The 21,502-nt window shown below is 64.2% G+C and carries 16 protein-coding genes; 5 read left to right on the top strand and 11 right to left on the bottom strand.

Features of this window, described 5'->3' with window-relative positions:
- Nucleotides 1-15: 15 nt before the first annotated feature.
- On the top strand, nt 16-243 hold the full coding sequence (locus GTP44_RS27260) for a hypothetical protein (RefSeq protein ID WP_229257038.1): 228 nt from the start codon (nt 16-18) through the stop codon (nt 241-243).
- A 255-nt stretch (nt 244-498) separates the two neighbouring features.
- Here the strand turns inward: GTP44_RS27260 and GTP44_RS22625 are convergent, their stop codons facing one another.
- Together GTP44_RS22625 and GTP44_RS22620 are read right to left on the bottom strand one after the other, a co-directional pair.
- A complete protein-coding gene (locus tag GTP44_RS22625) occupies nt 499-1,392 on the bottom strand; it encodes a PAS domain-containing protein (RefSeq protein ID WP_161021196.1) in 894 nt (297 codons plus the stop codon).
- Nucleotides 1,393-1,717: 325 nt separating this feature from the next.
- Nucleotides 1,718-2,080 carry a hypothetical protein gene (locus GTP44_RS22620; RefSeq protein WP_161021195.1) on the bottom strand — a complete coding sequence of 121 codons (363 nt, stop codon included), beginning with the start codon at nt 2,078-2,080 and terminating at the stop codon, nt 1,718-1,720.
- A 126-nt stretch (nt 2,081-2,206) separates the two neighbouring features.
- Here GTP44_RS22620 and GTP44_RS22615 point away from each other — a divergent pair, with 126 nt between their 5' ends.
- Nucleotides 2,207-5,227: a sensor histidine kinase gene (locus GTP44_RS22615; RefSeq protein ID WP_161021194.1), complete on the top strand. Its 3,021-nt coding sequence runs from the start codon at nt 2,207-2,209 to the stop codon at nt 5,225-5,227.
- Between the two features lie 4 nt (nt 5,228-5,231).
- Here the strand turns inward: GTP44_RS22615 and GTP44_RS22610 are convergent, their stop codons facing one another.
- Entirely contained in the window at nt 5,232-5,603 is a 372-nt protein-coding gene (locus GTP44_RS22610; protein ID WP_160990079.1) for a hypothetical protein, read from the bottom strand.
- 116 nt (nt 5,604-5,719) lie between these two features.
- Here GTP44_RS22610 and GTP44_RS22605 point away from each other — a divergent pair, with 116 nt between their 5' ends.
- Nucleotides 5,720-6,409, top strand: a complete 690-nt coding sequence (locus GTP44_RS22605) for a hydrolase (RefSeq protein ID WP_161021193.1) — start codon at nt 5,720-5,722, stop codon at nt 6,407-6,409.
- A gap of 15 nt (nt 6,410-6,424) precedes the next feature.
- On the opposite strand, the gene GTP44_RS22600 is transcribed toward GTP44_RS22605, so the two are convergent.
- The 4 genes from GTP44_RS22600 to GTP44_RS22585 form a co-directional block, all read right to left on the bottom strand.
- Nucleotides 6,425-7,048, bottom strand: a complete 624-nt coding sequence (locus tag GTP44_RS22600) for a response regulator (RefSeq protein WP_161021192.1) — start codon at nt 7,046-7,048, stop codon at nt 6,425-6,427.
- Nucleotides 7,027-7,767, bottom strand: coding sequence for a sensor histidine kinase (locus tag GTP44_RS22595; protein ID WP_161021191.1), 741 nt, complete (start codon nt 7,765-7,767; stop codon nt 7,027-7,029). The genes GTP44_RS22600 and GTP44_RS22595 overlap by 22 nt, the downstream gene beginning before the upstream one ends.
- A gap of 115 nt (nt 7,768-7,882) precedes the next feature.
- Nucleotides 7,883-8,725 carry an alpha/beta fold hydrolase gene (locus GTP44_RS22590; protein ID WP_161021190.1) on the bottom strand — a complete coding sequence of 281 codons (843 nt, stop codon included), beginning with the start codon at nt 8,723-8,725 and terminating at the stop codon, nt 7,883-7,885.
- Between the two features lie 101 nt (nt 8,726-8,826).
- Nucleotides 8,827-9,789, bottom strand: a complete 963-nt coding sequence (locus tag GTP44_RS22585) for an MBL fold metallo-hydrolase (RefSeq protein ID WP_161021189.1) — start codon at nt 9,787-9,789, stop codon at nt 8,827-8,829.
- A gap of 151 nt (nt 9,790-9,940) precedes the next feature.
- On the opposite strand from GTP44_RS22585, the gene GTP44_RS22580 reads away from it, so the two are divergent.
- The gene (locus GTP44_RS22580) at nt 9,941-13,054 is read left to right on the top strand and encodes a glycoside hydrolase family 2 TIM barrel-domain containing protein (RefSeq protein ID WP_161021188.1); all 3,114 of its coding nucleotides are present in this window, start codon (nt 9,941-9,943) and stop codon (nt 13,052-13,054) included.
- On the opposite strand, the gene GTP44_RS22575 is transcribed toward GTP44_RS22580, so the two are convergent.
- Entirely contained in the window at nt 13,051-13,602 is a 552-nt protein-coding gene (locus GTP44_RS22575; RefSeq protein WP_161021187.1) for a hydrolase, read from the bottom strand. The genes GTP44_RS22580 and GTP44_RS22575 overlap by 4 nt on opposite strands.
- A 97-nt stretch (nt 13,603-13,699) precedes the next feature.
- Here GTP44_RS22575 and GTP44_RS22570 point away from each other — a divergent pair, with 97 nt between their 5' ends.
- The gene (locus GTP44_RS22570; RefSeq protein ID WP_161021186.1) at nt 13,700-16,801 is read left to right on the top strand and encodes an NAD(P)-binding protein; all 3,102 of its coding nucleotides are present in this window, start codon (nt 13,700-13,702) and stop codon (nt 16,799-16,801) included.
- Here GTP44_RS22570 and GTP44_RS22565 read toward each other — a convergent pair.
- The 3 genes from GTP44_RS22565 to GTP44_RS22555 form a co-directional block, all read right to left on the bottom strand.
- Nucleotides 16,798-17,178 (bottom strand): GNAT family N-acetyltransferase, encoded by a 381-nt coding sequence (locus tag GTP44_RS22565; RefSeq protein ID WP_229256423.1) that lies wholly within the window; start codon nt 17,176-17,178, stop codon nt 16,798-16,800. The two genes, GTP44_RS22570 and GTP44_RS22565, sit on opposite strands and share 4 nt — an antisense overlap.
- Nucleotides 17,179-17,204: 26 nt before the next feature.
- Nucleotides 17,205-18,584 (bottom strand): MFS transporter, encoded by a 1,380-nt coding sequence (locus GTP44_RS22560; protein ID WP_161021185.1) that lies wholly within the window; start codon nt 18,582-18,584, stop codon nt 17,205-17,207.
- A 61-nt stretch (nt 18,585-18,645) separates the two neighbouring features.
- Nucleotides 18,646-21,444 carry a hybrid sensor histidine kinase/response regulator gene (locus GTP44_RS22555; protein WP_161021184.1) on the bottom strand — a complete coding sequence of 933 codons (2,799 nt, stop codon included), beginning with the start codon at nt 21,442-21,444 and terminating at the stop codon, nt 18,646-18,648.
- Nucleotides 21,445-21,502 lie beyond the last annotated feature (58 nt).

Raw genomic sequence — 21,502 nt, 5'->3', positions numbered from 1 at the left:
TTTCGAACAAGGATCATGATGAACGTTATGCTAGCCCCCAGCCTGGAATCGGCGCCGCCGGTCTCGGTGTTTCAGCCTCGCCACGACGCTGCCTCCAGCGAGATTGTGGAACGCGGAATTATGGTGCAAAGCAGCTTCAACACCGTCTGCGCCATCGAATATCTGAAATCGCACAATGTGAAGCCGCAAGTCATCGAACGGGTGCTATTGCACCCTGATCAGCGGCGAACATCCCCGCATTGATATGCGCTGCCGGCGTTTAGTTATGCACAAATCATGTTGACAAGGAATTTTTTGAAAAATTTTCTCGTTACAATCTATTATCGCGTAAGTCATTGATTTTTAAGGGCGTTGATTTTGCTCGTTGGATGGGCAGTTTGTAATAAACCGCGCCGTTACAGGCGCTATCCGTTGTCAATGGGGGGCTGTCCACATAGATATCCACAGCATTTGTGGATATCCCAAAAAACGCTTATGTTTCCGATACTTAAACGAGGCTTAAAGCGGTTTTTTCAGCGCCTGCAGGACGCTGCCAACGATGATGGCGCCATCGCCGTCGGGCGTGACGGTGATCCGCAGGCGTACTTCCTGCCCGTCGCGCCGCCAGGTGGTGATGACGTCGGTCCATGCCTCGCCTTCCTTGAGCGCCTTCAGCGCGTCGGCAAGCTGGTCCGTTGGATAGGGGGGAGCGTGCAGCAGACGCGGATCGGCGCCCACCAGTTCCTCGCGGCTGAATTGGAACACGGCGCAGAACTTGTCATTGACTGCGGCAAAACGGCCGTGCGCGTCCAGCGTGGCGATCACCGCGTGCCGGTCCACCGCCGCCAGCATCTTGCGCGCCGCGTCCAGCTCCGCCTGTAGCACCGCTGCGCGCTGGTTGGCTTCGTCCTGGCCCGAATAGGCGCGCAGCGAGGAAATCACCGTGGTGAACAGCTTGCGCGTGGTCAGATCGGTCTTGCACCAGAAATCGTTGATGTCGTAGTCGAGGATGATGCTGTGCTCCAACGCCTGTCCCGGCTGGCCGGTGCGCAGCACGATGCGCACCAGGCTGTTGTGCAGCGTATCGCGGATCTCGCGCGCCACGTGCAGGCCGGCGTCGCTGGTTTCCATGATGACGTCCAGTAGCACCAGCGCAATGTCTGGTGTGTTGCGCAGCACGTTGAGCGCTTCCTCGCCGCTGTAGGCGTGCAGGAAGCTGAGGCGGCGTCCCTGGAAGCAGGCGTTGCTGAGAGAGAATTTGGTGACGACGTGGACGTCCACATCGTCGTCCACGATCAGCACCCGCCAGGGTGGTGATGCCGCCGCCGCAGTCGCGCCGTCTGCGCGCGCTTCCCCGGCCGGTTGTGCCACGTCTTCAATCATCCAGTCGGTATCGTCGTCGTTCTGATTCATGCAGGCTTATCCCATGGTAAGTCGAACTGGCGAACTTCAGAGTGACACTATTCCTCGTCAGCACTTTTGTCAAAGGATTCCCTGTGCTGTGTAACCAAGGTGTCGCGTTCTTACTTATGCACAGAATATTTTTTTTCAAGATGCCGAAAAACCGCCGGGCGGCAGCTTTCCGTGTTTTGTAAGTGTTTGATTTTAATCGGTAAAAATTCTGCCTGTGGATTAGGCATTTTGTTGTACAGCCCGCCGTTATTAGGGTTCTTGGCTGTCAAGTGGCGGTTATTCACACCCTTATCCACAGTTGATGTGGATATCCGGAAAAACCACTTTAAAACCGTGCGCTTAGGGTCTTTTGTTGAGAAAAACCTTGCGCTCTGTCATAGGACAGATGGCGGCTCAGCAAAATGAGGAAGACCACCAGCGCATGCAGCGCCAGGGCGAAGGTGACGGCGATGTTGGCGTTGGCGCCGGCCAGCGCGGTGTAGGCCAGCAGCGCGAGCGCCGGCGACAGGCCGTAGCGGTCGGACTTCAATAATTGCTTGGCATCCAGTTTGAGCCAGGCCAGCGCGCCGAGGCCAAACAGCGCCCAGCCGGCGGCATGGTAGTCCAAAGCGCCGAGCAGCAGGGCGCTCAGCAGCGCGAGGGCGCTCATCGGTAATGGCAGGGTATGCGGACGGTTTTGACGGTTCATGATGGTGCTCTCTCAATGCTGTGGAACGTATGAACAGCTTAACGCTCCGGCGAAGATTGGTGAAATTTATTGTTTCTAACGAATTGATAGGTTTTTGCATCTGATGTTTTCGTCTATGATATGTGCATGCCGAAGTTCATCCATTTTTTGTGCCTGTTAGCCCTGTTGGCCGGCGCCCCCGCCGCGCGGGCCCTCGACAGCAAAGTTTCCCTCAGCGATTACCACCACGATATCTGGACCGGCAAGGATGGCGCGCCGGGCGAGGTGTCCGCCATGGCGCAGACCGCCGATGGCTGGCTGTGGATCGCCAGCAGCAACGGCCTGTACCGCTTCGACGGCGTGCGGTTCCGCCGCTTTGAAGCCGTGTCCGGCGAGGTGGCGCCCAAGCGGCCGATCACCGCGCTGAAGGCCTTGCGCAATGGCGATCTGCTGATCGGCTATATCTTCGGCGGCGTCAGTCTGCTGAGCCAAGGCCATATCACCGATTATCCGACCCGCATCGGCAATGATTTGCTGGCGCCGGTGTCGAGCGTCATCCAGGATGATGACGGCGCAGTGTGGGTCGCCACGACCATCGGCTTGCTGAAACTGGAGCGGGGCGTCTGGCGCAACGTCGGCGTAGCGATGGGCTTACCACAGGGGCGCGTCACCAATCTCCAGCTCGATCAGTATCAGCAGATGTGGCTGGCGGTCGGCGAGCAGTTGATGGTGCGCGAGCCCGGCAGCCAGCGCTTCCGCACTGTGTTGCGTGGCTACACCGCCGTCAACCTGACCACCTCGCCCGACGGCCGGCTGTGGCTCGATACCCATGGCAAGCTGATCACCGTGCCGTCGGACCACTCCGGCCCGCCACGGCCAAGGCCGGCATGGATGGCGCAGGCGGCGGGGCAGGAGAACGGCCTGTTCGACCGCGATGGCAATTACTGGATGCTTGGCTGTCCGGGCGTCTGCCGCGCCGACGGCATCGGCCGGCAGCCGGACTCGGTCTATTCGCCGGCGGCGCAGCCGGACAGCAAGCTGGACCAGTCCTGGCAGGTCAGCAACCTGACCGGCAATGTGATTTTCGAGGACCGCGACGGCAATATCTGGATCGGCACTCAGTCCGGCGTCGAGCGTTTCCGCAACAACCGCCTGACCAAGGTGCGCATGAGTGGCGGCGAGCGCTTCTTCACCTTTGCGCTGGATGACGCTGGCCGGGCACTGGTCTGGGCCAAACCCACCAACGAACTGTGGCGGCTGAATGCCGATGGCGGCGCCGAGCTGCTGGAGCGCGGCGTCGCCAGTCCCTTCGGCGTGCTGGCCAACGGCGCCGATGGCGCGCTGCTGAAAGCCGGCCTGGAACAGATCGAACGCCGCCGTGGTGAGCAGGTCGAGTCCATCGCCTATCCCGCCGGCGTGGCCGAGGCCGCCGGCGTGCCGGTCACACGCATCATCGACGATGGCCGCGCGCTGTGGCTGTCGGTCGCCCGTCGCGGCAGCTTCCGCTGGCAGGACGGCCAGTGGACGCCGCAGTCCGAACTGGGGCTGCCGAACGGCATCGCCTTCGCCGCGCCGGGCGGGCGGGGTGTGATGTGGTTCGGTTACAGCGACGGCCTGGTGCTGCGCTACGATAACGGCAAGCTGACCCGCTACGCGCCGCGGCCGGACGGCGATGTCGGCGCCATCACCTTCGTGCACAGCGGACCGGAGGTGGTGATCGGCGGCAATGGCGGGCTGGCTGTGCTGCAGGGCGGCCGCTTCCGCCGGCTCAGCGTGGCCGATAGCGAGGTGTTGTCGCGGGTTTCCGGCATGGTGATCGCCGCCAACGGCGACCGCTGGTTCAACGGCAGCAAGGGCGTGGTGCAGGTGCGGGGCGACCAATGGCGCGCCGCGCTGGCCACGCCGCAGGCCGCGCTGGATTACACGCTGTACGGCGTGCTGGACGGCTACCCCGATTTTGCCGCCACCGCCAACCGTCTGCCCAGCGCGATCGCCGACGCGCAAGGCCAGCTCTGGTTCGCCGGCGTCAGCGGCGTCGCGCGGCTGGACGGTACGCGCGCCTATCCCAAGCCGCACCCGCCAGAAGTCAAGATCGAAACGCTGGTGGCGCAAGGCAAGCGTTACCTGGACTTCTCCCGCCCGCTGCAACTGGCGCCGGGCACGACCGCGTTGCGCATCGAGTACACGGCGCTGAGCTACAGCATGCCGGAAGGTTTGCGTTTCCGTTACCTGCTGGAAGGCGTGGATCGCGACTGGCAAGATCCGGGTACGCGCCGGGCGATCTCGTACACCAATCTGGGGCCGGGCGATTACCGCTTCCGCGTGGCGGCGGTCAACCAGTTCGGCCAGTGGAACACCACCGACACGGCGATTTCGATGCGCATTCTGCCGACTTTCACGCAGACGCCGCTGTTCTACGGCCTGTGCGCGCTGGCGGCGCTGCTGCTGCTGTATCTGCTTTACCGGCTGTGGGCCCGTCAGGCCACCTTGCGCATCGCCACCCGTTTGGCCGAGCGCGAACGCATCGCCCGCGCGCTGCACGACAGCTTCCTGCAAAGCGTGCACGGGCTGACGCTGAGCTTCCAGTCGGCGCTCGGCGCGCTACCGGCCGACTTCGCCTCGCGCCGCAAGATCGAGCGCGTGCTGCTGATGGCGGACAAGGTGATGGAGGAGGGCCGCAACGAGGTACAGGACCTGCGCTCCGGCGCCATGGGCGACGGCGATCTGGCGCACGGTCTGACGCTGGTTGGCGAGGTGTTGCAGGAAAGCCAGCGCGCGGTGTTCAGCCTGCGCACGCTGGGGACGCCGCGCCAGCTGGACGAGCAGATGGCGTGCGAGGCCTACAGCATCGGCCGCGAGGCGATCCTGAACGCTTTCCGCCATGCGGACGCGGCATCGATACAGGTGGAATTGCATTACGCGCCGGGCCAGTTCAGCCTGGAGGTGGTGGACGATGGACGCGGCATCGCCGACGAGTTGATCAGCAATGGCAGCAAGGGCCACTGGGGCCTGACCGGCATGCTGGAACGCGCCGCCCGCATCGGCGGGCACATGGCGCTGGAGAATGTGGCGGGCGGCGGCACCCGCATGCGGTTGACGGTGCCGGCCGCGCGCGCCTACGTGGGGCGCGCGGGCTGGAAGCGCTGGCTGCCGCGCCGGTTCAGATAAGGCCTCAGATCCCGGCCAGCAGCTTGCGCACGGCGCCGTGCGCCATCACCAGTTCCGGGCCGTCGTGCAGCAGCGCGTTGTACTTGGCGCGGAACGCCTGGTCGCCTTCCTCGCACGGACCGATCAGCATTTCCAGTGACTGGCGGAACGCCTTGGCTTCCAGCGGCGTCACCGGTTCCGGGTCGTCCAGGCGCTCGTCGAGCTGGGTCATCAGGCCGGACAGCTTTTGCAGCCAGGCGAAATGCGGGTGGTTGGTGATCAGCTGCAAATGCTCCAGCGGGCTGCCAACGGCGCCGAAGTACTGGGTTTCCAGATGGATCAATTGTTTGTGCAGGTCGCGCAGTGCGCGCGTCAGTTCGGTGAGTTGTGTTTTCATGGTCGTTCCATCTTAGCAGAGGCGCGGCGCGCGACCAGCCTATATTTAGATGAGTAGTTTTTGGCGCGCTCGCCGCCTAAGATGACGGTTCCTTTTACACCATATGGAAACCCATCATGAGCAACCCGAAATTAGAAGTCCTGACGCCGCAAAACAGCCAGCTGATCATCATCGATCACCAGCCGCAAATGGCGTTCGGCGTGCAGTCGATCGACCGTCAGGTGTTGAAGAACAACACCGTTGGTCTGGCCAAGGCCGCCAAGGTGTTCAACATTCCGACCACCATCACCACCGTGGAATCCGAGGCGTTCTCGGGCTACACCTACCCGGAACTGCTGGACGTGTTCCCAGGCAAGGAAATCCTGGAACGCACCTCGATGAACTCGTGGGACGACCAGAAAGTCCGTGACGCGCTGAAAGCCAACGGCAAGAAGAAAGTGGTCGTGGCCGGCCTGTGGACCGAAGTCTGCAACACCACCTTCGCGCTGTGCGCGATGCTGGAAGGCGACTACGAAATCTACATGGTGGCCGACGCGTCCGGCGGCACCTCGAAAGAAGCCCACGACCAGGCCATGGCGCGCATGGTGCAGGCCGGCGTGGTGCCGGTGACCTGGCAGCAGGTGCTGCTGGAATGGCAGCGCGACTGGGCTCGCCGCGACACCTACGATGCCGTCATGGCCATCGCGCGCGAGCACTCGGGCGCCTACGGCATGGGCGTGGACTACGCTTACACCATGGTGCACAAGGCGCCGCAGCGCGTCACCACCCAGCACGAAACGCTGGCGCCGGTGGCCGCCAACAAGTAATCAGCCAATAAAGCATCAGAACACGCTGAGCAAGCCGCGCCGGGCCGCCACCGTGGCGGCCTCGGTGCGGCTTGCAACGTTGAGCTTGGCCAAGATGTTATTGACGTGGAATTTCACCGTGCCGACTTCGATGTCGGCGCTGCGCGCGATCATCTTGTTGCTCTTGCCGGTCGCCAGGTGGGCGAGGATGTCCAGCTCGCGGCGCGACAGCTGGCTGCTGGCCTTGCGTTCGGCCAGCTTGCTGGCGACCGCTTCCGGCAGATATTGCTGGCCGGCGGCCACGGTGCGCAGGCAATCGACCAACTGCTCGGAGGCGGCGTCTTTCAGCAGATAGGCTTTGGCGCCGGCGCGCAGGCCGCGGTACACGTCTTCGTCACCCTGGTACGTGGTGAGGATGACGATGCTGGCGCTGGCGTCCTCCGCGCGGATCTGTTCGATGGCCTCGACGCCGTTCAGGAGCGGCATGCTGAGGTCCATGATGACCACGTCCGGACGGTGCTGCCGGTACAGCGCCACCGCCTGCGCGCCGTCGGTGGCCTGCGCCAGTAGCCGGAACTCGGGCATCGCGCCCAGCAGCGAGCTCAGGCCCGCCAGTATCAGGGGATGATCGTCCGCGATCAGGATCGAGATGGGGTCCATAGGGTGTACTCCTTGAAACTGAGATGGAAAACGGTGCCTTGCGGCTGGGCGGCCTCGCTCCACAGCTGGCCGCCATGGGCCTGGATGATGTCGCGGCAGATCGCCAGGCCCATGCCGGTGCCGCCCGGCTTGGTGGAAAACAATGGTTCGTAGACGCGCTCGGTCAGCGCCGGCGGAATGCCGGGGCCGCTGTCGGCGATGCTGATGCGTAGCGTGCCGTTCAGCTGTGCCGAGCGCAGTTGCAGCGCGCGTGGCCGGTCGTGCATATCGCGCATCGCCTCGATGGCGTTCAGCACCAGATTCATGATCACCTGCATCAGCTGCACGCGGTCGGCGTTGAGCTGATACAGGTCGAGCGACAACGCCTCGGTCAGCGTCACGCGCTGCTGGCGCAGTTCCGCGCGCAGCAGTTGCAGCACATCGCGCAGCATGTCGTCAACGATGACGGGGCCGCGTTCCGGCGCCGCCTGACGCGCCATGCCGTCCAGGCTACGCACCATGGACGCCGCCGCCACGCTCGCCTGCAGCACCACGCCGAGGGCGGCGCGGGCCCGATCGAGTTGCGGCGGGTCCTGCTCCAGCCACTTCATGCAGGCTTGCGCGTTCAGCGCGACGGCGGCCAGCGGCTGCTTCACTTCGTGCGCGATGGACGCGGCGAACGCGCCCAGCGCGTTGAGGCGCGCCGGTCGCAGGTCGGGGATGGGCTTGGTGCTGGCCATACGGTATTCCTTTGATGGTGTCATACGCATCATGCAGGAATGCCCGCCGCGGCGACATACGGCAGATTTGCAGGAAGCGACTCACCCGATCGGGTTAGTCGCTCCGGCGCGGTCGTCAGGCCTTGAGGAAGGCCAGCAGATCGGCGTTGAGCTGGTGCTTGTGGGTGGTCGGCAGGCCGTGCGGCGCGCCTGGATACACCTTCAGCGTGGCATTCTTGACCAGCTTGACAGCGGCGTGCGCCGAGGCGCCTATCGGCACGATCTGGTCGTCGTCGCCGTGCACGATCAGCGTCGGCACGTCGATTTTCTTCAGGTCTTCGGTGAAGTCGGTTTCTGAGAACTGCTTGATGCAGTCATAGGCGTTCTTGATGCCGCACTGCATGCCTTGTAACCAGAAGGTATCGCGCACGCCCTGCGATTCCTTGGCGCCCGGACGGTTGTAGCCGTAGAACGGCATGGTGAGGTCCTTGAAGAACTGCGAACGGTCGTTCAGCACGCCGTCGCGGATGCCGTCGAATACTGACATCGGCAGGCCATCCGGATTGCTGGGCGACTTGACCATCTGCGGCGGCACGGCACCGACCAGCACCGCTTTCTTGATGCGCGCGCTGCCGTGACGGCCGATATAGCGCGCCACTTCGCCGCCGCCGGTGGAATGGCCGACCAGCGTGGCGTCCTTGATGTCCAGCGCGGTCAGCAGCGTGGCCAGGTCGTCGGCGTAGGTGTCCATGTCGTTGCCGCCCCACGGCTGGCTCGACAGGCCGTGGCCACGGCGGTCGTGGGCGATCACGCGGTAGCCCTGGCTGGCCAGGAAAGTCATCTGGTCTTCCCAGGCGCCGCCCTGCAGCGGCCAGCCGTGGCTGAAGACGACAGCCGGGCCGGTGCCCCAATCCTTGAAGTGAATGCGGGTGCCATCTTCCACGATGACGCTATCGACGGTCAGTTTGCTATTCGACATGAGGTGCTCCTGTGTGAGTGAGTGAATGCTGCACAGAACAGTGTAAGCAGCGCACGATAGAAACACCCCTGTCAAAAGGTCGGCTATGCGTGGACTATCACTTAGGGCTGACTTGCGGACGACTCGTCATAGTTAAGCGGCAGCCATTCGTATTCGCCCTTGTGCCGGCGGATGTGGCCCAGGCCGGGGAAGGCGATATGGGCGGCGGCCACGGTCAACTGCTTTTGCGTGACCAGTTGCAGCAGCCTGGCGCGCGTGGATTGCGCGTCCGGCGCGCTGCTGTCGTACTTGACGGTGGCGCTCGGGTGCGGGAACTGAATGCCGGCGACGTGGACGATATCGCCCCATACCAGCAGTTGCTGGGTCTTGCTGGTGATCAGATAGGCGGCGTGGCCGGGCGTGTGGCCGGGGGCGGGCAGGGCTTCAATGCCCGGCGCAAGCTGGCCGAAGTTTTTATAGGGCTGGTAGTGGCCGGCGGCCTGGTACGGCGCGACGGCGGCTCGGGCGGCGTCGAAGAAGGTCGACAGGAAGTCGGGCGCCTTGGCCTTGTTGGCCGGGGTGAGCCAGTAGTCGGCCTCGGCTTGCGACAGGTGTAGCACCGCGTTCGGGAACACCGCCGCGCCTTGCGCCATGATGCCGCCGGCGTGGTCCTTGTGCAGGTGCGTGAGGTAGAGGTCGTCGACTTGCTCCGGCTGGTAGCCGGCCGCGCGCAAGTGCGAGAGCAGCTTTCCGCAGCACGGGCCGTACAGCGCGCCGGCGCCGCTGTCGATCAGGATCAGCTTGCTGCCGGTGTTGATCAGGAAGGCGTTGATCGAGCCTTGCACCGGCAGTGTCAGATCGACTTCGGCCAGGTCGCGCAGGGCCTGCTGCTGGGTGATGTTGGTCATCACGGTATCCACCGGGAATGGATGGGTGCCGTCGGACAAAGCGGTGACCTCAAAATCGCCCAACACGGTGCGGTAGTAGCCGGGCGCCTGGGTTTTGGCCAGCGGCGCGGCGGCGTGGACGATGCCGGCACAGACCAGCAGCAGAGCCGCCAGCAGGCGGCGTGGGGATGCGGACATATAAACCTCCAAATCCAATGATGTATCGATACTAGAGACGGCGTCGGCGCCCCGCAACTCCGCTTAAGGCTAGTTCAGGCGTAGAAAGACTCGTATAATCGGTCGCGTTGCTTATATCGCAATGACGGAATAACAAATAAGAGGAGATACAATGGATTTACGCATGTTGACCGCGGCGCTGCTGAGCGCAGGACTGGTGTTGCCACAACCTTTGATGGCGGCGTCGCAGCCGCTGGCCGAGTGGGAACAGCCGGAAGTGGTGGAAGTGAACCGCGAGCCGATGAAGGCGACCTTCTTCAATTTCGAGTCGCGCCAGCTGGCGCTGGCCGGGGACAAGGCGGCGTCGCGCCATTACCTGTCGCTGGACGGCACCTGGTCTTTCGCGTATTCCGCCAATCCCGAGGCGCGGCCGAAGGACTTTTTCCAGCCGTCGTTTGACGTCAGCAAATGGGGCAGCATCCAGGTGCCCGGCATGCTGCAAACGCAGGGCTACGGCAAGCCGATCTTCACCAACATCGTTTATCCCTTCCCGGCCAACGAGCCGTTCATTCCGCATGAGCTCAATGAAGTCGGCTCGTATCGCCGCAACTTCGACCTGCCGGCCGACTGGAAGGAGCGCGATGTGTTCCTGCAGATCGGCGCCGCCGGCGCGGCCTACTATGTGTGGGTCAACGGCCAGCGCGTCGGCTATTCGGAAGACTCCAAGCTGCCGTCCGAATTCAATCTGACCAAGTACGTTAAGCCGGGCCGTAATGTTATCGCTATCGAGCTGTATCGCTGGGCCGATGGCTCCTACCTGGAGGATCAGGACTTCTGGCGTGTCAACGGCATCGAGCGCAGCGTTTATCTGTACGCCGAGCCGAAAACGCGGCTGCGCGATTTCAAGGTGACGGCGTCGCTGGACAAGGCGTATCGCGATGGCCGCTTTGCGCTGTTGGCCGATATCGCCGGCGCGCCGGCGGATGTCCGGGTCAAGGCCACGGTGCTGGACGGCGAGCGCGAAGTGCTGCAAACCAGCGCCGCGCCGGGCGCCGACCGCAAGGCGGCGCTGAGCGGCGTGATTCCGGCGGTGCAACCCTGGTCGGCGGAGACGCCGAAACTCTACACCTTGCTGGTCGAGGTCTTCGACGTGCAGGGCAAGCTGGTTTCCGCCACCGCGCGCCGCATCGGCTTCCGCACCGTGGAGATCGCGGACGGCGAGGTGCGCGTCAATGGCAAGCGGGTGATGATCAAGGGCGTCAATCGCCACGAGCACGATCCGCAGACCTACCGCGTGATGTCGATGGAGAGCATGCGCCAGGATATCGAGTTGATGAAGCGCGCCAACGTGAACGCGGTGCGCACCTCGCACTATCCTAACGATCCGCGCTGGTACGACCTGGCCGACGAATACGGCCTGTATGTGATGGACGAGGCGGACATCGAGTCGCACGAATATATGGAGCGGGGCGACAAGGCCAAGGACGCCGCCGGCCGCGCCGCCATTCAACTGGGCTACAAGCCGCACTGGCGCGTCGCCCACCTGGACCGCGTGTCGCGCATGGTGGAGCGGGACAAGAACTCGCCGTCGATTATCTTCTGGTCGCTGGGGAACGAGGCCGGCACCGGTCCCAACTTCGAAAACGCGGCGGCGTGGATACGCAAGAACGATCCATCCCGCTTGATCAGCTACCTGGGCCACGGCACGTTGAACGAGGTGCACAAGCCGAACGATTACGTCGATATCTACGCGCCGATGTATGACGATATCGAGAAGATGGCCGACTACGCGCAGGACCCGGCCTACCGCCAGCCGATGATCCAGTGCGAGTACGCGCACGCCATGGGCAACTCGCTGGGCAATCTGGAAGACTACTGGCAGGTGATCCGCGCGCACCGCAAATTGCAGGGCGGCTTTGTGTGGGACTGGGTGGACCAGAGTGTGTATGCCAAGGACGACAAGGGCCGCGGCTACTGGGCTTCCGGCTTTGATGTGAATCCGGAGCGCGGCGACGGCAGCGTGGTCGGTGATGGCGTGTTGCGTTCCGACCGCACGCCGGACCCGGAATACTACGAGCTGCAGAAAGTGTATTCGCCGGTGGTATTCGAGGGTGATCCGCGCAAGGGCGCCGTCGAGGTGGTGAACCGCTACGATTTCCGCGATCTGTCGCATCTGGCGCTGGAGTGGAAGCTGGAGCGCGACGGCGTGCAGGTGGCGCAAGGCGCGCTGGCCTCGTCGAACGCCGCCGCCGGCGCGCGTCAGCCGGTCAAGCTGCCGGCCGCCGCAACGTCGGCAAAGGGCGGAGAACTGGTGCTGACGGTCAGCGCGCGCAGCAAGGCGGCCGAGCATGGCGTCGCGCAGGGGGCGGTCGTCGGTTGGTCGCAGTTTGTGCTGTCGGCGGCTGCGCCGTCCGTGGGCGCATCGGCGTGGATCAAGCCCGTGAAGGCTGGCGATGGTTATGAGCTTCGCGCCGGCAAGGCGGTGCTGCAACTGGCGGCCAATACCGGCCTGCTGACTTACAGCGTCAACGGCCAGCCGGTGCTGACGGGCGGCAGCCCGAACTTCTGGCGCGGCCTGATCGACAACGACGAAGGCGCGGGTGTCGACAAGACCCACAAGGTGTGGCAGACCTTCACCCAGAACCGCAAGGTGCGTTCGGTGGAAGTGCAGGGCGACAGCCTGAAAGTGCTGTTCAGCTTTGGGGCCGGCGCGGCGCACTGGCAGAACATCTACCGCATGCGCGGCGACGGCGCGCTGGAAGTGCAGTCCACCTTCACGCCGCTGCGCGATGACCTGCCCGATCCGCTGCGTCTCGGCCTGCGCTTCGACAGCCCGGCGGCGCTGGACAAGTTGCGCTGGTATGGCCGCGGACCGCACGAATCCTATGCCGACCGCAAGACCGGCGCGCCGCTAGGGTTGTATCAGGGGCCGCTGGCGGATCAGTATCACGGCTATATCCGCCCACAGGAGAGCGGCAACAAGACGGAGGTGCGCTGGTTTGCGCTGTCCGGCGCGACGGGCGGCGTGAAGGTGAGCGCCGACCAGCCGTTCTCGTTCAACGCGCTGCCGTTCCCGTATGAGGATCTTTACCTGCGGCCGCGCGGCGAGTGGAAAAGCTCCGAGATCGCGCCGCACGGTGATGGCAGCGTCCTGATCGACATGGCGCAGGCGGGTGTCGGCGGCGATACCGGCTGGAGTCTGGACGGGCGGCCGCACGTCAAGTACCGCATCCCGCTGGCGCCGGCCAGTTACCGCTTCGTGGTGACGCCGGACGGCGGCCGTTAAACCGCCTGGTGCCGCAGTTCCTCGAACCGTTCGAGGAACAGGCGGTAGGCCTGCTCCGGACCGACCGGGACGATGCGCCCGGCGGCCGGCGGCGGCAGGTGCCCCCATTCCATCCACGCCGGCGGCAGCAGGTCGCGCAGTTCGGTGGCCATGCAGACCAGGTCCGCATGCTTGATTTCCGCGATATCGTCCTGGAAGCCGAAGCGGCGGCGCAGCGCCTCCTTCACCGGGTGCACGCGCTGCTTGACGTAGGCGCGGCCCAGCATCACCTTGACCGGCGACGGCCAGTCGCCGAGAAATTCCTCGCAGTCGTGCATCAGCGCCGCGTAGGCCAGCGGTGGCGGCACGATCCGCGACGCCATCACGCAATGCTCCGCCACCGAATACCACGGTCGCGCGGCGCCGCCCCAGCGCGGCTGCGACGATAAACACAGCGCGATGTCGGTGATCGGCATGCCGCTGGCGTCCGGCGTTATCAGGTCAAGTACGAAGCCGGAAGGCAGCAGAATGGCGGTGCGGCCGTCGGGCTTTTGAGTGTGGTGTTCCATGCGCGACATTCTACACCGGGCATTGAAATTTTATTTTTGGCAACTGTGCCGCATCTGAAATACACTAAGGGCTTGTTCACTTTCTCTTTGTGAGGCCATGGCGACCAGACCTTCGTATATTTATCAGGGCGGCTCGGTGATGATGCATACACCGCTGCAGTTGAAAAACTCCGACATGTACGGCTTTTTCGTCAAGGGCGACTCGACGAAACTGCAGGCGACGATCGACGGCACGCTGAACGCGGTGGCCGGCGCGCGCATGACGTTCAAGGCGATTTCGCCGTATGTGCTGATCACCTTCACGCAGGTGAATCATGCCGATTCGGCGGCGCCGGTCGACCATGCCAAGGGCTGGATCACGGAGATCGATATCGTCACCTGGATCATGGTGGGGGCGATGGACGACGAGGGCGAACTGGCCCACATCTATTACTACCCGGCGCACATCTTTGTCGACGACGCGATGGCACTGATCAACGGCCGTGAACTGTTCGGCTATCCGAAGTATCTGTGCGAGCATGAGATCAGCGAGAAGCGCTGCGCGTTGTCGGCCAAGGGTTTCCATCCGTTCGGACCGGAGACCAAGATCGCTATGCATCCGCTGCTGGAGGTGAACGCCACCGGCCAGTCGGGCGAGGAAACGCCGATTGAAAACTGGGTCGATCTGATTGAAGAGGCGATCAAACTGTTCCTGTCGATTCCGGACTTCTTCAACATGGATGTCGCGGGCTGGAAGGATATCCTGTCGCTGTTGCGCAATCCGCGTATCGACCAGATCTTCCTCAAGCAGTTCCCGGACAGCGCGGGCCTGAAGGCGGTGTATCAGGCGATACTGGCGGCGCCGGCGACCATCGACAAAATCCACGGCGGCAAACTGCTGGCCGGCGAGTACGAGGCGGTGCTGCACGCCTTCGACAGCTTCCCGCTGAACGAGACGCTTGGCTTGAAGCTGGGTGCGCAGCAAGCCATCCTGCCGTACTACCTGAACTTCGATTTCACCGCGCAGCCTGGCGAGGAGTTGGTCGACAACTCGGCGATCTCGCCGCAGAAGATCGCCATCCTCGGCGGCGGCGTCAGCGCGATGACCACGGCCTATTATCTGAGCCAGCAGCCGGGCTGGCAGAACAACTACGACATCACGGTCTATCAGCAGGGCTGGCGGCTGGGCGGCAAGGGCGCCAGCGGGCGCAATGCCAAGCTGGGACAAAGGATCGAGGAGCATGGCCTGCACATCTGGTTCGGCTTCTATTCGAATGCGTTCAAGATGATCAAGGAGGCGTATGCGAGCCTGGACCGGCCGGCTGGTTCGCCGCTGGCGACCTGGCGCGACGCCTTCAAGCAGCATGACTACGTGGCCTTGTCCGAACTGGTGGGCGACAAGTGGCACAACTGGTCCATCTTGTTCCCGACCCTGCCGGGTGAACCGGGTGAGGGCGACCAGAAGATCACGCTGTGGCAAATGGCGGTGGCCATGGTCGGCTGGATCGAGCAGTGGATACGCAGCCTGGATAATCTGACCAGGGAAATGGCGCTGCCGCCGCATCCGCATCACACCGGCATTATTCCGGACTGGCTGTATCACCTGGCCGAGGGCGTGACGTCGTCGGCGCAGGAGTTGAGTGACGACGTTTCGCTGCTGGCCGGTGCGCTGAGCGGCATGGTGTTCAACATGGCGGAGGATGCCGACGAGGGGCAACATCTGGCGCTGGCTGGAGCCCTGGCGGGCGTGCGCGGCAAGCTGCATTCGCGCTACGACAAGTTGATCGCCCGCGCCGAGGGCGATGTGGCGGACGATGTGCGGCGCCTGTTCATCTGCCTGGATCTGGGCATCACCATCATGAAGGGGGTGTTTGCGGACGGCGTGATCAAGCACGGCTTCGATGTGATCAATGATCTGGATTTCCGTGCCTGGCTGCGCAAGCATGGCGGCGATGAGCAGTTGTGCGTGCAGTCGGCGCCGGTGCGCGGCTTCTATGATTTGATTTTCGCCTACGAGGACGGCGATTTCGAGAAACCGAACGCGGAAGCCGGCACCATGCTGCGCGCGATGGCGCGCATCGGTCTGGCCTACAAGGGCGGCATCATGTTCAAGATGCAGGCGGGGATGGGCGATACCATCTTTACGCCGATGTATCAGGCGTTGTTGAAGCGCGGCGTCAAGTTCAAATTCTTCCACAAGGTCGAGGAACTGGTGCCGGACGGCGCGCAGATCGGCAGCATCCGCATGACGCGGCAGGTGCAACTGGCCGGCGCCGACTACCATCCGCTGCTGCCGGTGAAGGGGCTGGATTGCTGGCCGAGCGAGCCTCTGTACGATCAGATCCAGCCGGCACAGGCCGCGCTGCTGCGGGAGAAGGGCATCAATCTGGAGTCCCACTGGACTGATTGGCCGGAGGTGTACCGCGCGGCGTTCGACAAGGAGCTGCCGACGGTGACGCTGAAGCGCGGCGTCGATTTCGACCAGGTGGTGTTTGGCATTTCGATCGGCTCGCTGCCGGTGCTGTGTCCACAACTGTTGGCGCAAAGCCCGGCGCTGCTGGCAACCACCGAAAAGGTGAAGACGGTGGCGACGCAGGCGTATCAGGTGTGGCTGGACAAGGATCTGACGCAAATGGGCTGGGCCTATCAGCCGGACGGCCAGCAGCCGGTGCTGAGCGGTTTCACCGAGCCTTACGATACCTGGGCGCCGATGGACCAATTGCTGGTGCGCGAGGACTGGCCGGCACCGCTGGACCCGAAAAACGTGTCCTACTTCTGCAGCGCGCTGCCGGTGGCCAGCTATCCGCCGGTCAGTGATCACGGCTTCCCGCAACGGATGACCGAGATTGCCAAGCAGGGCGCGATCAATCAGTTGAGCAAGGAGATTGCATCGCTATGGTCGGCGGCTGGTCCGGCGGGCGCGTTCCCGTGGAACTGGCTGGTGGATGGCAGCGACGCCACCGGCGTGCAGCGATTCGATGCGCAGTACTGGCGCGCCAATGTCGATCCGTCCGAACGCTATGTGATGTCGGTGGCCGGTTCGACCCGGTATCGGCTGCGGACCGACCAATCGGGCTTCGCCAACCTGTTCCTGACCGGGGACTGGATCAGGACCGGCATCAACGCTGGTTGCGTGGAGGCGGCCGTCATGGCGGGCATGCAGACCTCGCGCGCGATCAGCGGTTATCCGACCGTGATCGAGGGCGAGACGGACTTCTAGAGCTGCTTGTAGAAGAAAGTGGTGCCGCATAACGCGCCGTCCGGCTTCAGCGCGTAATTCGGCACCACGCCGGCGGTTTGCCAGCCGGCCCGCTGGTACAGTCGTCCGGCATCGCCGCCGGTGACGGTGTCCAGCACCAGTACCGTTTTGCCTTCGTCGCGCGCGGCCTGGTGCGGCTGGTTGTCCGGTTGCGCGGTGATCAGCTGCACGGTGCCGATGACGCGGCCTTCAGCGGTTTCGGCCACCAGCAGCACGCGTTCCTTGCGCGGGGCGCCGGCCATCATGCCGCGCCAGAACGAAAGCGCCTTGTCGCGTGAGAGCTGGTTGCCGCTGTCGGACATGCCTTGCGTTTTCGGATCGTAGCCGTCCTGCGGCATATGGAGTGCGTCCGCCCAACCGCAGCTTAATCCTGCTGTCGCACGACCAATCGCGAGAAGCTGGCAACGCTGGCCACCGCCGCAAACGCCGCGCCCAGCATCAGCGCATACGTGGTGCCGCGCGTGGCCGACAGCGTGAAGCAGTAGGCCACCAGCGCCGCGCCGAACGCCTGGCCGATCAGGCGCGAGGTGGCCACCACGCCGCTGGCGCCTCCCGCGCGCGACGGCGGCGCGCTGCCCATGATGGCTTTCAGATTCGGCGCCTGGAAGAAGCCGAAGCCAATGCCGCACCACGCCATGCGCCAGCCGATATCGAAGACGCTCGGCTGATCCGGCAGCAGCAACAGCGACACCATGCCGGACGACAGCAGCGCCAGGCCGATGCCACCCAGCGCGCCGGGCGAATAACGGTCACTGAGCTTGCCGGCGATTGGCGCCATCACCGCCACCAGCACCGCCCAGGGTGTCATCAGGAAGCCGGTTTCCACCGGCGAGCGGCCCAGCGTGTGCTCGAAATAGAACGGCAGCGAGACGAACGCCAGGCCTTGGGTGGCGAAAGTGCAGATGGCGGTCAGCGACGACAGCGCGAACAGCGGCCGTTTGAACAGGTCCACCGGCAGCATTGGCGCCGCGTGGCCGGCCTGGCGGCGCAGCAGCAGCGCGAAGCACACCGCCGCGGCGATCAGTTCCGGCAGCAGCCTTTGCCAGCTCTCCAGGTGGGCGGCATCGCCGATGGTGAGGATCAGCAGGCCGAAGGCGAACACGTTGAGCAGGGCGGTGGTGGCGTCGATCTTGTGGCTGGCGCGCGCGTTGTGCGGCAGCGCGCGGCGCGCCAGCACTACTGCCGCCACGCCCAGCGGCACGTTGATGGCGAACAGCCACTCCCATGTTGTCACCGCCAGGATCAGCGAGGCGGCGGTGGGGCCGATCGCGAACGCCACCGCCACCACCAGCGAATTCAGGCCGAAGCCCTGGCCGTGCAGTCTGGCCGGGAAGATGGTGCGCAGCATGGCGGTGTTCACGCCCATGATGGCGGCGCCGCCGACGCCCTGGAACAGGCGCGCGACCACCAGCGACGGCAGCGACCACGCCAACGCGCAGGCCAGCGAGGCGGCGGTAAACAGCGCCAGACCGAAGATGGACACGCGCCGGTAGCCGATCACTTCGCCCAGAGCGGCAAACGGCAGCAACGTGGCCACCATGGCCAATTGATAAATATTGACGATCCAGACCGAGGCCGCCGGCGTCGTGTGCAGCTGCTCGGCGATGGCGGGAAGGGCGGTGTTGGCGATGGCGGTATCAAGTGACGCCATGCCGACGCCGATGGCGAGCGACAGCATGGCAATCCGCCGCGCCTCGGGCGGCAGGCCGTCGCGCGCAGCCAGCGCGCTATCAGGGTGAGTCATGAAAAATCCGATGTAAAGAAGGGCTGAGCCTCATATTGTCGCGGAAAACGGCAAGCTTTGCTCATGCCGCCGCATTGCGCAAATCGCTGCAGGCCCGCTCCAGCGCCGCCGTGGCCTCTGGCAGCATCCCGGTGACCGCAGCCAGGTCGCCGGCGGTGGCGGCGATCTCCATCGTCTGGCACAGCGAGTGCAGATGGGCCGAGTTCAGGTAGCTGGCGCTGCCTTTCAGCGCGTGGATGGCCGCCGCCGCCGCGTGGCAGTTGCCGGCGTCCACCGCCGCGCGCGCGGTCTCCAGTCGGCGTGGCGCCTCGTCCAGAAAGGCTTGCGTGATGCGCTGCAGATGCTTGTGCGACAGCCCGGCCAGCGGCATGATCCGCACCGTGTCCGGCGCTGCCGGCGCTACGCCGAATTGTTCGTCCAGTGATGCGGCGGGGGCGGCGGCCAGGCGCGCGGTATCGGCCAGGCGTAGCGAACGGCCGCAGCTCAGGTGCAGGGCGATCACCTTTGCCACCTGATCGTACAGCAGCTGTTCGTCGACCGGCTTGCTGAGGAAGCCGTCCATGCCCACCGCCAGATAGCGTTCGCGGTCATGATCGCTGGCGTTGGCGGTCAGCGCGATGATCGGGATCGACGGATCGAGCACGCGGTAGTCTTCGTTGCCGCCGGCGCGGATCAAGCGCGACGCCTGCTCGCCGTCCATCATCGGCATGCGGCCGTCCATCAGCACCAGATCGTAGGCGGCGGTGCTCAGCGCGTGCAGCGCCTGCAGGCCGTTTTCCACGATGCGGATATCGTGGCCCATGCCCTCCAGCAGCGTGCTGACGATGATCTGATTGGTGCGCACGTCCTCCGCGCACAGCACGCGCAGGCGGTAGGCGTGTTGCTCCTTGCGCGGCAGCGTCAGGGCATCGGCGGCTGGTGCCAAGCCCTGTGCCAGCGGCAGCGTGAAGCTGAAGGTGGAGCCGGCGCCGACCTGGCTCTGCACGCAAATCGCGCCGCCCATCAGCTCCACCAACTCCTTGCAGATCGCCAGACCCAGGCCGGTGCCGCCGTAGCGGCGCGTGGTCGAGTGGTCGGCCTGCTCGAACTTCTGGAACAGGCGCGGTAGCGTGTCGGCCGGGATGCCCGGACCGGTGTCGCTGACCTCGAAGCGCACGGCGGTGCGGTCGTCGGTACGCTGGCGCGCCGAAACATTCAGCCGCACTTCGCCGCGGTCGGTGAACTTGATGGCGTTGCCCAACAGGTTAAGCAGGATCTGGCGCAGGCGCGTCGGATCGCCGCGCACGTAGCGCGGCAGGTCCAGCGCCAGGTCACTGCGCAGCAGCAGGCTTTTGGCGTCGGCCTGGCCTTGCAGGATGCCGATGGCGTCGTCGATCAGCGCGATCAGGTCGAAGTCCACGGTTTCAATCGCCAGCCGCCCGGCGTCGATCTTGGAAAAATCCAGGATGTCGTTGAGGATGGCCAGCAGCGATTCGCTGTTCTGCAGGCCGATGCGCAGATACTCCTCGGTCCTGCCGCGCACCGACTGGTCGCGCATGGCGAACTTGATCATGCCGATCACGCCGGCCAGCGGCGTGCGGATGTCGTGGCTCATCGCCGACAGGAAGTCGATGCGGTGGCGGCTGACCACTTCCGCGTGCTCCTTCGCCTCGGTCAGTTCGGCCGTGCGCTCGTTCACCCGCTGCTCCAGGTTGTTGCGCAGCAGGCGAATCTGGTCGGCCAGCGCGAACGCCAGCAGCACGCCGTCCAGCGTGCCGCCGAGGAGCGTGAACAGCTGCGCATTGCTCACCACCGCCGGAATCAGACCGAGGTTGGCCGGCAGGATGAACAGGCCGGGCACCATCAGCGCCACGAAGCCCAGCACGAAGAAGCGCGCCGGATAATAACCGCGTCGCCAGACGATGATGCCGCTGGCCAGCGCCATCGTCATCCAGATGGTGATGACGACGGTGGCGATGGTGTGCGCGTAGCTCAGCGCCAGGAAGCAGCTGGGCAGCATGAGCAGCGGCAGCACGATGTTGATGCGGCTGAGCCGATAGAGGCGTGGCGAGATTTCCTTCAGCCGCAGGAAGGTGGTGTAGAACAGCGTGCTCAGTACCGGCAGCAGGAAGAATGGCACATAGTGCCAGTGCAGGTTGTGCCAGCCGAATAGATCGGCCGACACGTGGAAGGTCATGCCCCACGCCACCGCATAGCACAGCACATACAGCGAGTAGTACAGCGACGAGTGGTCGCGCGTAATCGAGTAGATGAAGAAGTTGAACACGGTGAGCGCCAGCAGCGCCCCCAACGAGCCGATGATCAGCACATTCTGAATGGCCACCAGCTGCTGATAGTCGGCGCGCGGCAGTACCGAGAACACCGGCGTGCGCGCGTAGTAGGGACTGGAGAAACGGATCAGCAGCTGATAGCGCAGGCCGGGCCGCAGGTCGATGTCCTTGCCATAATGGAGCATGTAGGCGTGCGGTTGGCGATAGCCGGTCAGCAGTTGCCGGATGCTGCCATCTTCGCCGTAGATCTGGATATCGACCATGTCGATCAGCGTGTCGTTGGGATCGATGACCCATTGCGGCAGCTGGCCGTCGTTCTGTAATTCGGCGTGGAGCCAGTAGCTGCCACCGAGCAGATCGACCTTGGACGCGGGCCGCAGCTTGGACAGCATGGCCGGCAGGCCGGCGGCGGTGACCGGATACGATTCTCCATTGTCGGCATACAGCTTGCCGGCTTTGGCCAGATCGATGCTGGCGTCGGTGAGGGCGACCGGCGCCGCGCCGGCATGCGTGCAACAGGCCAGCAACAGGAGCAGGGCAAAGTGGCGCAGGAGGGCGATCAGGCTGTGTGTCTTGCTCGCTTTGCTCATTGGTGGTCCGTGCGCCGGCTGTCCGTAAAAGGTGTTTGGGCCATTTTAAACGAGAACT

This window comes from Duganella lactea, from assembly GCF_009857505.1.
In the GTDB taxonomy this organism is placed as follows: domain Bacteria; phylum Pseudomonadota; class Gammaproteobacteria; order Burkholderiales; family Burkholderiaceae_D; genus Rugamonas; species Rugamonas lactea.
Note: the sequence above shows the minus strand (reverse complement) of the source record. Positions and strands in the feature narration are given on the sequence as shown.